This window comes from Streptomyces sp. NPDC006655 (genome assembly GCF_040703965.1).
In the GTDB taxonomy this organism is placed as follows: Bacteria; Actinomycetota; Actinomycetes; order Streptomycetales; family Streptomycetaceae; genus Streptomyces.
This window is the reverse complement of record NZ_JBEYJU010000019.1, coordinates 1-12,722: the sequence shown is the minus strand read 5'-3', so window position 1 is coordinate 12,722 and position 12,722 is coordinate 1. Positions and strand designations below refer to the sequence as shown.

General features: G+C 74.8%; 10 protein-coding genes and 1 riboswitch. Of the genes, 6 read left to right on the top strand and 4 right to left on the bottom strand.

From position 1 onward, the window contains the following. Positions 1 to 110: 110 nt before the first annotated feature. Both efeB and AB0958_RS13780 read right to left on the bottom strand, forming a co-directional pair. A complete protein-coding gene (gene efeB / locus AB0958_RS13785) occupies positions 111 to 1,358 on the bottom strand; it encodes an iron uptake transporter deferrochelatase/peroxidase subunit (protein ID WP_366890598.1) in 1,248 nt (415 codons plus the stop codon). After that, the gene (locus AB0958_RS13780; protein ID WP_366890597.1) at positions 1,355 to 2,551 is read right to left on the bottom strand and encodes an EfeM/EfeO family lipoprotein; all 1,197 of its coding nucleotides are present in this window, start codon (positions 2,549 to 2,551) and stop codon (positions 1,355 to 1,357) included. Before AB0958_RS13780 ends, efeB begins: the two co-directional genes overlap by 4 nt. 417 nt (positions 2,552 to 2,968) lie before the next feature. On the opposite strand from AB0958_RS13780, the gene AB0958_RS13775 reads away from it, so the two are divergent. From AB0958_RS13775 to pgm, 4 genes are all read left to right on the top strand, one after another. After that, positions 2,969 to 4,021: an enoyl-CoA hydratase/isomerase family protein gene (locus tag AB0958_RS13775; protein WP_366890596.1), complete on the top strand. Its 1,053-nt coding sequence runs from the start codon at positions 2,969 to 2,971 to the stop codon at positions 4,019 to 4,021. A 103-nt stretch (positions 4,022 to 4,124) separates the two neighbouring features. Then, a riboswitch (cobalamin riboswitch) is annotated at positions 4,125 to 4,265 on the top strand. 36 nt (positions 4,266 to 4,301) lie between these two features. Continuing rightward, entirely contained in the window at positions 4,302 to 4,523 is a 222-nt protein-coding gene (locus tag AB0958_RS13770) for a CbtB-domain containing protein (protein ID WP_046732744.1), read from the top strand. Between the two features lie 22 nt (positions 4,524 to 4,545). Continuing rightward, positions 4,546 to 5,301, top strand: a complete 756-nt coding sequence (locus AB0958_RS13765; RefSeq protein ID WP_366890595.1) for a CbtA family protein — start codon at positions 4,546 to 4,548, stop codon at positions 5,299 to 5,301. 159 nt (positions 5,302 to 5,460) lie between these two features. Continuing rightward, on the top strand, positions 5,461 to 7,101 hold the full coding sequence (pgm, locus tag AB0958_RS13760) for a phosphoglucomutase (alpha-D-glucose-1,6-bisphosphate-dependent) (protein ID WP_366890594.1): 1,641 nt from the start codon (positions 5,461 to 5,463) through the stop codon (positions 7,099 to 7,101). A gap of 88 nt (positions 7,102 to 7,189) precedes the next feature. Here pgm and AB0958_RS13755 read toward each other — a convergent pair whose 3' ends face one another. Continuing rightward, positions 7,190 to 10,489: a BTAD domain-containing putative transcriptional regulator gene (locus tag AB0958_RS13755; RefSeq protein WP_366890593.1), complete on the bottom strand. Its 3,300-nt coding sequence runs from the start codon at positions 10,487 to 10,489 to the stop codon at positions 7,190 to 7,192. A 228-nt stretch (positions 10,490 to 10,717) separates the two neighbouring features. Here AB0958_RS13755 and AB0958_RS13750 point away from each other — a divergent pair, with 228 nt between their 5' ends. Further along, positions 10,718 to 11,413 (top strand): hemerythrin domain-containing protein, encoded by a 696-nt coding sequence (locus AB0958_RS13750; protein ID WP_366890592.1) that lies wholly within the window; start codon positions 10,718 to 10,720, stop codon positions 11,411 to 11,413. A gap of 4 nt (positions 11,414 to 11,417) precedes the next feature. Further along, complete coding sequence (locus AB0958_RS13745; RefSeq protein WP_366890590.1) at positions 11,418 to 12,353, top strand: pyridoxamine 5'-phosphate oxidase family protein; 936 nt, start codon at positions 11,418 to 11,420, stop codon at positions 12,351 to 12,353. A 14-nt stretch (positions 12,354 to 12,367) separates the two neighbouring features. Here AB0958_RS13745 and AB0958_RS13740 read toward each other — a convergent pair whose 3' ends face one another. Then, positions 12,368 to 12,490: a hypothetical protein gene (locus AB0958_RS13740; RefSeq protein ID WP_366890589.1), complete on the bottom strand. Its 123-nt coding sequence runs from the start codon at positions 12,488 to 12,490 to the stop codon at positions 12,368 to 12,370. Positions 12,491 to 12,722: the final 232 nt, after the last annotated feature.

Sequence of the window (12,722 nt, the reverse complement as noted above, 5' to 3'; positions counted from 1 at the left end):
GAGCAGGGATGCTTCGCCCGTTGCCGGGCGTCGCGGCGGAGTCATGATGGCGGCCGAGTGAACACCGGGTCAGGGATGCTGGGTCAAGTCTTGACCGCGTGTTGACCGATTCAGGTCAGGAGCGTGCGTCCGTACCAGTCGGCGGTGTCCCGCACGCCGGGCAGCGCGAAGAAGTAGCCGCCGCCGAACGGTGAGACGTAGTCGGCCAGGGGTTCCCCGGCGAGCCGTTTCTGCACGGCCTCGAACTGCCGGGCCGGGTCCTGCTGGTAGCAGCTGAACAGCAGGCCCATGTCGAGATTGCCGTTGCCGTCCATGCCCCGGTCGTAGTTGTAGGCCCGGCGCAGGATCCGCTGGTCGGCGGTGGCCGGGGTGCGCGGGTTGGCCAGCCGGATGTGCGCGTCCAGCGGGATGACGTCGCCCTTGGGGTCGTCGGCGTACTTCGGGATGTCGTGCTCGGCGTCACCGTCCAGGGGCGCCCCCGACTCGCGGGAGCGGCCGAACATCCGCTCCTGCTCGCTGAGCGAGACCCGGTCCCAGAACTCCACGAGCATCCGGATCAGCCGCACCACCTGGTAGCTGCCGCCGGCCGTCCACTCCGGCTCGCCCGTGCCCCTGCCCACCCACACCAGCCGGTCCATCTCACGGGCACTGGTGGTCTCGGGGTTCGCGATGCCGTCCTTGAAACCGAACAGGTTGCGCGGGGTGCCGGACGGCCGGGGCGGGCCGGAGAAGCCGTCCAGCCGCCAGCGGACCTGCATGCCACCACGGGTGTGCCGGGCGATGTCCCGCAACGCGTGCAGCACCGTGTCGGTGTCGTCGGCGTGCAGTTGCAGGCTGACGTCGCCGTGGCACCACTCGGGCCTGAGGTCGTCGTCCGGGAAGGCGGGCATCGTCGTCAGCCGACGCGGCCTCAGCGTGCCCAGGCCGAACCGGTCGTCGAAGAGCGAGGCGCCGACGCCGACGGTCACCGCCAGGGCTCCGGACGGAAGCCGGCCGCCGAGGACGCCCGAGTCGGCGGGCGGGGCGGTGATGCCGACCGGGTCCGGGGTGCCGCCCGAGGTCAGGAAGCGGGCCCGGTCGGTGAGCGTGCGCAGCAGGTCGGCGAGGTCGGCCCGGCCCTCGGCGGTGACGTCGAAGGACGTGAACACGGTCGTGCGCCGGGGCGCGGCGGTCACGGACTGCTGGCGGGGGCCGTGGAAGGGCGCGACGGCGGTGGTGGCCGGGGTGGCGGAGGCGGCGGTGTCCGAGGCAGGGGCCGCGGCGCCTCCGGCCGCCAGCCCCGCCCCCGTGAGGGCCGCTCCGCGCAGGAAACCGCGGCGGCCGAGTCCGCTCGGGCCCGTCCTCTCCTCGGTGCTCACACCGTCCTCCGGGGATCGCACAGGGTGGCCACCGAGGCCAGCCGCTCCACCAGGTCGCCGAGGACCGCGTCGACGTTCTCGCGCTGCCGACGGCTCAGCCTGCCCAGCGGGGTCCAGGTGCCGTCGTGCCCGAACCCGTCGAGCGTCCGGCCGGCCCGCTCCACCGCGCTCCGCAGACCGGACAGACCGGCGTACCGGCCGGCCAGCACCGGACGCAGCCGGGCCAGCACCTGTTCGGTGCCGTCCAGGTTGGCGCGGGCGGTGGCGAGGTTGCTGCCGCTGCCGTAGTCGGTCCGGCCGGTCAGCTCGAACTGCACCGTGTTCTCCAGGATCTCGTGCGCCCGCAGCCCCAGCTGGGCCGGGTCCATGCGGGTCCCCGCCCAGTCGTCGCGCAGCGCGGTGACCGACTTCAGCAGGGCGGCCGCCGGAGCCCGCAGCCCGGTGGCGGACTCGCCGTGCCACAGGCCGTACTCGACCCGGTGGAAGCCGGTGAAGTCCTTGTCGTGCACCCCGCCGCGCAGCCCCGCGTCCGTTCCGTTGATCGCCCGGTCCGCCTCGCCGAAGGCGTCGTACGCGGCGCCCATCCGCTCGTACTGCAGGTGCGCGGGCAGCCAGGCGGTGCGGGCGGCGGCCAGGTCACCGCGGTCGACCGCGTCCCGCAGCCCCGTGGTCAGCCGCACGACCTCCGACAGGCCGGTGCCGACCCACTTCTGGTAGGCGAGCGCCGGCGGGATCAGGTCGTGCTCGGTCACCGGGGCGGCGGCCGGTCCGCTGCGGCCCCCGCTGATGTGCACGGTGGGGCCGGTGACGGCGTCGGTGTCGTCGGGCACGCACTTGAACGCGTACGCGCCGGTGCCCAGGCGCACGGTGAGTTCCCGGGTGGTGCCGGGTCCGATGCCCTCGACCTCGCCGTAGACGGCCTGGCTCCTCGGGTCCTCCAGGAGGACCTCGGCGGCACCGTCGGTCGGGTTGTGCAGGTCGAAGACCTGCACACCGGAGACCGGCGTGGTCCACCCGCGTCCGCAACGGCTGGCGGACACCTCCACGGAGGTGTGCGGCAGCGCGGACGGGTCGGCGTGCGCCGGGCGTGAGCCGTGCGTGAGCGCGAGTACCCCGGCCGTCAGGCACGCGACGGTGACACCGACGACCGCCCAGGGACGCGACGACCTCCGTGTGAGGCCGGACAACACCATCCCGAGCTCCCGGGTTTCGTACCGTTCGTGATCGCCTCATGGTAGGCAGCCCTCCGCACTCGAACGGCCGTCCAGGCGAACCCATGACCAAGAGTTCCCTGCCGGTTCACCCAGGCCCGGCTGGACGACGTCCTGCTGGCCTGGCCGGCCGCCCACCGCGACACCACCGTCGCCCTGCGCCCGGACGCCTACGTCTGCGCTGCCGCCCCCACCGGCGCCCGACTCCCACCGCCTCCACCCGGGTTCACCGCCGACGCGGCCCGGAACAGGCCCTGACCGTGCGGCGGAGCGGGGGCTGCCGTCGTGCGGTGGGACACGGCGCGAGATGATCGTCCGTGTCCGACGTGTCCAGCTCCTGGAAGGAACCGACGACAGCATGCGTGTCGACGTGGCCCGTGACCTGACCGGGGTGTCCGGATGACCGGCGCCGAAGCACCCGTCCTGCTGCGCGTCGAGGGACGGGCCGCGCACATCACCCTGAACCGGCCGAAGGCCATCAACGCGCTGTCGCACCCCATGGTGGAGCGCATCGCCGAGGCCCTGACGGACTGGGAGCACGACCCCGCCGTCGAGACCGTCGTCATCACCGGGGCGGGGGAGCGCGGCCTGTGCGCGGGCGGCGACATCCGCGCCGTCCACGACGACGCCCACGACGGCGACGGCACCGCCGCGGCCGCGTTCTGGCGCGACGAGTACCACCTCAACGCCCGGATCGCCCGCTACCCCAAGCCGTACGTCGCCGTCATGGACGGCATCGTCATGGGCGGCGGGGTGGGGATCTCCGCGCACGGCGGGGTCCGGATCGTCACGGAGCGGTCCCGGATCGCCATGCCGGAGACCGGCATCGGCTTCGTCCCCGACGTGGGCGGCACGTACCTGCTCAGCCGGGCCCCCGGCGAACTGGGCACCCATCTCGCCCTGACCGGGGCCGGGATCGGCGCCGCCGACGCCGTGCTGTGCGGACTCGCCGACCACCACCTGCCGTCCGGCGCGCTCCGGGCGTTCGTCGCCGACCTCGCCGAACTGCCCGTCCCCGAGGCGGTCGCCCGCCACGCACGGCCCGCGACCGAAGGGGAACTGGCCGGTCACCGGAGCTGGATCGACGCCTGCTACGCCGCCGACACCGTCGAGGAGATTGTCCGCCGGCTGCTCGCACACGGCGACGCGACGGCGAAGGAGACGGCGCACACCCTGCTCGGCAGGTCCCCGACGGCCCTCAAGGTCACCCTCCGGGCAGTTCGCGGCGCCCGGCGACTGGACACCCTGGAGCAGGTGCTGGACCAGGAGTACCGCGTCTCCTGCGCCACCCTGACCACCCCTGACCTGGTGGAGGGCATTCGCGCCCAGGTCGTCGACAAGGACCGCGCCCCCCGCTGGTCCCCGGCCACCCTCGACGAGGTCGCCGAGGCCGACGTCGACCGCTTCTTCGCGCCGCTCGGCGCCCGCGAACTGGGCCTGGCCCGGCCCTGAAAGGCCGCCGACGGGACCGCGGCGGGCGGCGGCCGGTCCCGCCCGTCCACCGCGCACCGGGCGCGAGAGGAAGATCACGCCCGGTGAGGCGGTCTTGGCCGGACCTCCGGCACGCGGTACGGTCTGTCCGGTATCGACGACGGCGAGACGGAAGCCGGTGGGAATCCGGCACGGTCGCGCCACTGTATGCAAGAGCTCTCGGGCCCTTGCGAGTCAGACCCGTGGCTGTCGTCCTGTGCACCACCGAGATGGGACGCGAACTCCCAGAGGAGGTTCTGCCATGGCGCAGACCGTCGCCCAGCCGACCGCCACCACCCCCGTCGTCCCCGCCAAGCTGCCGCTGTCCGCGATAGCCCCCTGGGCGGTCTTCTTCGGCATCCTGATGCTGGTCCTGCTCTACTTCGTCGGCGCCGAGCAGGGCGCCACCTCCGTGTTCAGCGGCACGGACGTCCACGAGTGGGTGCACGACGCCCGCCACCTGCTCGGCTTCCCCTGCCACTGACGCGAGGGACGCCGTTCAACCCATGAATTCCGCAACGGTACGAAACCTCCTGGTGCGGGGCATGCTCGCCGGTCTCGCCGCCGGCCTGCTCGCCCTGGTGGTCGCCTACCTCCTCGGCGAGCCCGACGTCGACAAGGCGATCAGCTTCGAGGACGCCCACGCGCACGAGCACGAGATGGCCGTCGTCTCCCGCTCCCTCCAGTCCACCGCGGGCCTCGCCACCGGTGTCCTGGTGTACGGGGTCGCCTTCGGCGGCATCGCGGCCCTCGCCTACTGCTTCGCCCTCGGCCGCGTCGGCCGGTTCGGTCCGCGGGCGACCGCCCTGCTGCTGTCCGGCTGCGCGCTGCTCACCGTGTACGTGGTGCCGTTCCTGAAGTACCCGGCCAACCCGCCGTCGGTGGGCGCAGCGGACACCATCGGCAAGCGCACCACGCTGTACTTCCTGATGATGCTGCTCAGCGTGTTGCTGGCGGTCGCCGCCACCCTCCTCGGCAAGCGCCTGCGGGCGAGCCTCGGCACCTGGTGGGCGACCGTGGCCGCGGTGACCGCGTTCGCCGTCGTGATCGGGCTCGCGTACCAGTTCCTGCCGGTGGTCAACGAGGTCCCGAAGGACTTCCCGGCCACCCTGCTGTGGCGGTTCCGGCTCTCGGCGCTCGCCATCCAGGTGGTGCTGTGGAGCGGATTCGGCCTGCTGTTCGGCGAGCTGGCCGAGCGGCAGCTCAACCCGAAGCCCGCGAAGGCCACGGCCGTCCGGCGTTCCGTGCCCGCCGCGCACTGACCGACCCACGGGACGCGAGGGCCTCCGGCACCGTCCGGAGGCCCTCGCGCGTTCGGCGCACCGGCCGGCGCCGAAACGGCCCCGCACTCGTGTGTGTCGCCGCTGACAAGGGAAGATGGGCGGTGAGTGATCGAGCAACGACAGCGGAGGAATGGACTCATGCCGCATGAGCGAGCGGGCCGGCCGGCGGCTCCGGAGGACCTCGTCGACGTGGCCCGGCTGGTCACGGCCTACTACGCGCTGCACCCCGACCCGTCCGACCCCGCCCAGCGGGTGGCGTTCGGCACCTCGGGACACCGCGGGTCGTCGCTGACGACCGCCTTCAACGAGGACCACATCGCGGCCACCAGCCAGGCCATCTGCGAGTACCGGAGCGGCCAGGGCACCGACGGACCCCTCTTCCTGGGCGCCGACACCCACGCCCTGTCCGAACCCGCCAAGGTCACCGCCCTGGAGGTGTTCGCCGCCAACGGCGTGACCGTCCTGATCGACAGCGCCGACGGCTACACGCCCACCCCGGCCGTCTCGCACGCCATCCTCACCCACAACCGGGGCCGTACCACCGGTCTCGCGGACGGCGTCGTGGTCACCCCCTCGCACAACCCGCCCGCCGACGGCGGCTTCAAGTACAACCCGCCCAGCGGCGGCCCCGCCGCCTCCGACGCCACCTCCTGGATCCAGGACCGCGCCAACCAGATCATCGCGGGCGGCCTGAAGGACGTACGGCGCGTGCCGTACGAGCGTGCGCTCGCCGCGGACACCACCGGCCGGTACGACTTCATGGGCGTCTACGTCGACGACCTGCCCAGCGTCCTCGACCTCGACGCGGTCCGGGCCTCCGAGCTGCGCATCGGCGCCGACCCGCTCGGCGGGGCCTCCGTCGCCTACTGGGGCCGGATCGCCGAACGGCACGGCCTCGACCTCACCGTGGTCAACCCGCACACCGACCCCACCTGGCGGTTCATGACGCTGGACTGGGACGGCAAGATCCGGATGGACTGCTCCTCGCCGTACGCGATGGCCTCGCTGATCGAGAAACGGGACCAGTACCGGGTGGCCACCGGCAACGACGCCGACGCGGACCGGCACGGCATCGTCACCCGCGACGCCGGTCTGATGAACCCCAACCACTACCTCGCCGTGGCCATCTCCTACCTCTACCGCCACCGTGGGCAGTGGGCGGCGGACGCCGGCGTCGGCAAGACGCTCGTGTCCTCCTCGATGATCGACCGGGTCGCCGCCGACCTCGGCCGCCGGCTCGTCGAAGTGCCCGTCGGATTCAAGTGGTTCGTCGACGGACTGGTCAGCGGTGCGATCGGGTTCGGCGGGGAGGAGTCGGCCGGCGCGTCCTTCCTGCGCCGGGACGGCTCGGTGTGGACGACCGACAAGGACGGCATCCTGCTCGCCCTGCTCGCCTCCGAGATCACGGCCGTCACCGACCGGACCCCCTCCGAGCACTACGCCGACCTGACCGCCCGATTCGGCGAACCCGCCTACGCCCGCATCGACGCCCCCGCGAACCGCGAGGAGAAGGCGCTGCTCGCCAAGCTCTCCCCGGCCCAGGTCACCGCGGAGACCCTGGCGGGCGAGCCGGTCACCGCGGTGCTCACCGAGGCCCCGGGCAACGGGGCCGCGATCGGCGGCATCAAGGTGACCACGGAGAACGCCTGGTTCGCGGCCCGCCCCTCCGGCACCGAGGACGTGTACAAGATCTACGCCGAGTCCTTCCAGGGCCCCGAGCACCTCGCCCGGGTCCAGGAGGAGGCCAAGGCGGTGGTCGACGCGGCCCTCGGCGACTGACCCCCGCCGCACCGACCACGACGGTCCCGCGCGCCCCGTCCCACCCGTGGGCCGTCGGCCGGGGGCCGTCGTCGGCGTGCGGCGCCGGTCATGGCGTGAACGTGCGCCGGCGGCCTCGGGTCTCGGACAGCCGGGTCGCCGCACGGTGGGCGCTCGCGGCGAGGTGGGCCGAACCCCACACCTGTGCGGTGCGTCCGGCCAGTGCGTAGGCCTCGGCCGCCGCCCGGTCCTCGCCCAGCAGCCGGTACAGGTCGGCGAGGGCGTGGGCGAGCGGCCGGCTCGCGTACGCCGCGCCCGCCGCCCCGGCGAGCTGGTCGCGCAGCGGGACCAGATGCCCGAGCAGGGCCGCCGCCGCGCCGTGGTCCCGGTGCAGTACCGCGAGCTGCGCCCGGAAGTCGAGTTCCAGGCCGTGCAGATGGTCACGCCGCGGCTCCGGATCGACCGGTACGGCCAGGGACTCGTCGAGCCTGCCCAGACGGGCCAGGACCAGCGCCTGCGCCACGGCGACCGGGCCACCCGCCGACTCGTACACGGCCCGCACCATCGGCTCGATCTCGGCCGCCCGGTCCTGGGCGAGCCGCATGGTGATCAGGCCCAGTGTGCGCAGCCCGGTGGCATGGTGGGCGCCCACCCGCTGGAGCAGGGAGTCGGCCTCGGCGTAGTCGGCCTCGGCCGCCTCGAAACGCCCGCCGACGGCGGCCAGCATCCCACGGGTCGCCGCACTGAGCCCCTGCGCCCACACCAGCCGGTAGCGGCGGGCCAGGGCCAGGCCCTCGGTGGTGTGCCGGTGCACGGCGGCGGGGTCGTTGCCGGCTCCGGCGGTCATCGCGTCGAGGTGCTCGCAGACCCAGCGGTAGGCGGGCAGGTCGTGGGCGCGGGCGAGGGCCCGCAGTTCGGCGGTGAGCGGCGGCCGTGCGGCGGCCCGCGTCTCGGGCGGCAGCAGCCGCGCCGAGGTCATCAACGCGGCGGCCAGCAGCCGGGGTTCACCGTCCGCGCGGGCGAGCGCCAACTGGTCGCGGGCCGCCTGCGCGGCCCGGGACGCGTCGTCGGCGGCCACCGCGTCGACCAGCACCTGAAGGACACGGGCGCGGGTCCGGCCGTCCGGTCCGGGAGCGGCCGCGAGCTGTTCGAGCCGGGCCACGGTGGTCCGGTCGTACGGGCCTTCGAGCCGGCTGCGCCAGGGCGCGGGCTCGGTCCAGGCGCCGTAGACGGCCGCTACCAGGTCTCCGCGGTCGGCCTGTTCGGCCAGCTGCACGGCGCGCTGCCGGGTGCGCCGGGCGGCGTCCGTGGCCCCGGTGCGCACCTGCGCGCCCAGCAGCCGTACCAGCAGCTCGATCAGCCGGTCGGGCGGGGTGTCGGCGCCGCTCGCCGCGCAGTGCGTGTCGATCGCCTGCTGGATCAGGGCGACGGCGACGTCATGGGCGTAACGCCGCTCGGCGGCCTCCGCGGCCCGCAGCGCGTAGTCGACGGCGAGCGGGGCGTCGGACGCGCTGCCCGAGCGGGCGAAGTGGTGGGCGAGCGCCGCGAGGTCACCGGGGCGGTGGTGGCGCAGCAGCCGGGCGACGCGGGCGTGCAGCCGGGAGCGCCGGGCGCCGGACAGGTCGGCGTACACGGTGTCGCGGACCAGGGCGTGCACGAACCGGACGTGCCCGGCACGGGGTTCGGCCAGCAGGTCCGCGTCGAGCGCGGCGTCGAGCCCTTCCAGGACCTCCTCCTCCGCCGCCTCGGCGCAGTCGACGAGCAGGGAGACCTCGGCCTCCAGGCCCAGTACGGCGGTGAGCCGGACGACGGACCGGGCGGCGGGCGGCAGCAGGGCGAGGCGCCGGCGCAGCACGTCCCGTACCCCCTGCGGGACCTCGGAGATCGCCACCAGCGCGCCCTCGTCGGCCAGCAGCCGGGCGCTCTCCAGGACGTAGAACGGATTGCCGCCGGTACGGTCGGCCAGGGCCGCGACGGTCTCCGGATCCACGGGCGCCCCGCAGACGGCGTCGACGAGGGTGGCGGTGTCCTGCGGCGGCAGCCCGCCGAGCGCGATCCGGTGCGGGGCGGCCGGGGCGAGCTGGGCGAGGGTCTTCAGCAGGTGCTCGCCGACCTCGGCGGGCCGGTACCCGGCGAGGACGAGCAGCGGCACCCCGGTCACCGCGGCCGCCGCCTCGACCAGGGCGAGGGTCTCGGCGTCGGCGCGGTGCAGGTCCTCCAGCAGGACGGCGAGGGGCGCCCGCGCGGCAGCGGTACGCAGCCAGGCCGCGAAGGCGCGGTGCATGCGGAACCGGCCGGCGGTGGCCTCGTCCCGGCCGGGCGCCCCGGTACGGACGGTGATCCCGTCGCGCCCGGCCCCAGGCGTCCCCTCCGGCTCCGGCAGCAGCACCGCCAGCTCATCGGGCCGGACCGGGGGCACCTCACGGGCGAGCGCCCCGAGCGCCTCCACCCAGGCCCAGGCCGGCGGTGCACCCTCGTACTCGGGGCAGCGGCCGATCACCACCCGCCAGCCGGACTGCCGCAGCAGGTCCGCCGCCCGGCCGAGGAACGCGGACTTGCCCGCCCCGGCCTCGCCCGTCACCAGCACGATCCCGCCGCCCCGCCGCGCGGCCCCCGCTGCCGTCGCCACCGCGCCCAGTTCGGTCACCCGGCCCACGAACAGGGCGCGCCCGGCGTGCGCGGGCACGGCGGCGACCGGTTCGGGCACCGCGGCGCGCAGCACGTCGAGCCGCCCGTCGAGCACGGCCCGCTCCAGCTCCCGCAGGGCCGGTCCGGGGTCGCAGCCGAGTTCGTCACGCAGCACCGCGGTGGCGCGGCGCAGCGCCGTGAGCGCCTCTCCCTGCCGGTCGCAGGCCCAGTGCGCGAGCGCGAGCAGCCGCCAGCCCTCCTCGCGCAGCGGGCTGCCGAGGACCAGCGACTCGGCGTCGGCCGCGGCCTGCGCCGCACGGCCGGTGCGCAGGTCGGCGGCGACGGCGAGCTCACGGGCCTCCGCGCGCAACCCGGTCAGCCGGGCCACCTCGGCACCGGCCCACTCCTCGTCGGCGTGCTCGGCGAAGGCTGGACCCCGCCACCAGCCGAGCGCCTCGGCGAGCAGCCGCCGGGCCTCCTCGGCCGGCGCGGTGCGGGCCCGCCCGACCCGGCTCTCGAACCGCCAGGCGTCCACCGCGTCCCCGGCCAGCCGGAGCGCGTAGCCGGGCGGGGCGGTGACCAGGACCGTGGCCGGGGCACGCGGCGGCCGGTCGGGCTCCAGGGACCGGCGCAGGTTGGACAGGTAGGCGTGCAGGGACACGGTGGCCTTGGCCGGTGGCTCTCCCCGCCACAGCGCGTCCACCATGCGCTCGACCGGTACGACACCGCCCCGGGCCGCGATCAGCAGCGCCAGTACGGCGCGCTGCCGCGGAGCGCCCAACTCGACCGGTCTTCCGGCGATTTCGGCGCCCAGAGGGCCCAGGACTCGCAAACACAGCACGCCGCGGGAATCTACCCGAGCGCCGCGTCGATCCCGTCAACGGACGATAAACGCAGCACGTCCCGGACCGCCCGGGCGCACCGCCAAGCCGGACGCCAAGCAGACGCCAAGAGGGGGACGGGACGCTGGGCGGCCGACACAGACATCTGATCGTTGGAGCAAGCGAGCGTGTCCCTCAACAGCAGCAGCCACCACACCCCGGCCGCCACCGGGCGTCCCCATGTCCACGAAATGGTCGTGGTCCACCGGGTCTTCCGCCGGGAGTCGGCACTCCTGCCCCGCCTGGTGCGCACCGTGCCCGAAGGCGACACCGCCCGCGCGGCCCGGGTCCGCGCGGTCCTGGACGACTACATGACGGGCCTGCACCACCATCACCATGCCGAGGACGAGCTGATCTGGCCGCTGCTGCGCTCCCGGGCGGCGCACGACGAGGCGCTGGTGGAGCGGATGACCGAACAGCACGAGGCGATCGACCGCACCCTGGCGGCCGTGGCCGAGTGGGCGCCCGTGTGGGAGCGGTCCGCCGACCGGATCCCCGGCGAGGAACTCGCCCTGACCCTGGACGCCCACCGCACCGCGCTGCTCGCCCACCTCGACGAGGAGGAACGGTCCGTACTGCCCCTGGTGGCCGAGCATCTGACCGTCGCCGAGTGGGACCTGGTCGGACAGCGCGGCATGGAAGGGCTGCCGAAGAACAAACGGCTGGTCGCCCTCGGGGCGATACTGGAGGAGGCGACACCCGAGGAGAGCGCCTACTTCCTCGGCAAGGTCCCGCTCGTCGGCCGCCTGCTGTGGCGGGTCGTCGGCCGTCGCCAGTACGAGGCCCTGTGCCGCGCCATGCGCGCACCGCTGGCCGGTGAGTAGACCGGTGACCGTACTCGACTCCGCTCCGCTCGACGTCCTGGACGCCTACCGCACCTGCGAGTTCGCCACCCTGGGCCGCGACGGCACGCCCCTGGCCTGGCCGACCGCCGTGTGGCGGCGCCCGGACGGGACACTGCTGCTCAGCACGTCGCTGGCGTTCGCGCAGAAGGCGCTGAACATCCGCCGGGACCCGCGGGTGGCCCTGCTCTTCTCCGACCCCACCGGCAGCGGCCGTACGGCGCCCCCGCAGATCTTCGTCGGCGGACTCGCCGAATGCCCCGACGAGATCATGACCGGGCCCCGGGGCGCCGAGGACTACTGGCGGATGCTGTTCGAACGGCAGCCGCACAGCAGGTCGTACCTCCTGCCGCCGATGCGGCCGCTGATGGACTGGTACTACCTGCGGCTGCTGATCACCGTGACGCCCCGACAGGTCGTCGTCCGGCCCCAGCTGCCCGCGTCCGAGGCACCGGCAGCGACACCGGCACAGGCACCGGGGCGGGCCGACGGGCCGGCGGGTGCCGCGCAGCTCGCCCGGTTCCCGACCGCCGTGCTCGCCGCCCGCGACGCCCGCGGGGCGCCGGTGCTGGCCCGGACCCGGCCCCGGCCCACGGCCGACGGCTTCGCCGTGGACGTGCCCGCCGACTGCGCGGCGGCACCGGGACCCGCCTCCCTCCTCGTGCACCGCCACGACGAGCGGCTGAACCACATGCACAACGCGCTCGTACGCGGCGAACTGCGGGAGGGCGACGCGGGCCCGGTGCTGGTGCCCGCCAAGGTGGTCGAACCGATGGGTTCGGGCCGGGCGGCCGACGCGGTCAGCGTGCTGCGCGCCACGAGGCGGGCCACCGACCGCTACCTGTCCCGACGCGGACTGCCCCGGCCCCGTGTCCGGTGGCAGGAGTTCAGGTCACTGGCCCGGGACGCACGCCGGACCTGACCCCGCGGGCCCCCTCAGCGCGCGGAGGCGGCGCAGGTCACGTCCGCGGTCGGCGGCCGGTCGGCCGCCAAGCAGGCCTCGACCGTCGCGTCGACGCGGTCGCTGCCGCCGGCGCGCAGGCGGTCGGTGGTGTTCATGGGGCGGCCGGTGCGCAGATCGGCGGTGCCCGAGGCCGCGGTCCAGCGCCCGCACGGGCCGTCGGCGAGAACGGGGCGGCGCCGGTGCCGCGTTCGTCCGCGGTGAGCCTGGTCAGCGCGGACGGCGGTTGCCGGTGCGCGCTCACGCCAGGCAGGACACGTCCCCGCGATCACCCCGTTATGTTTTCCGCGGTCCTGCAAGAGGGCCGCTGGCTTCCGGGCCCGGCATGAC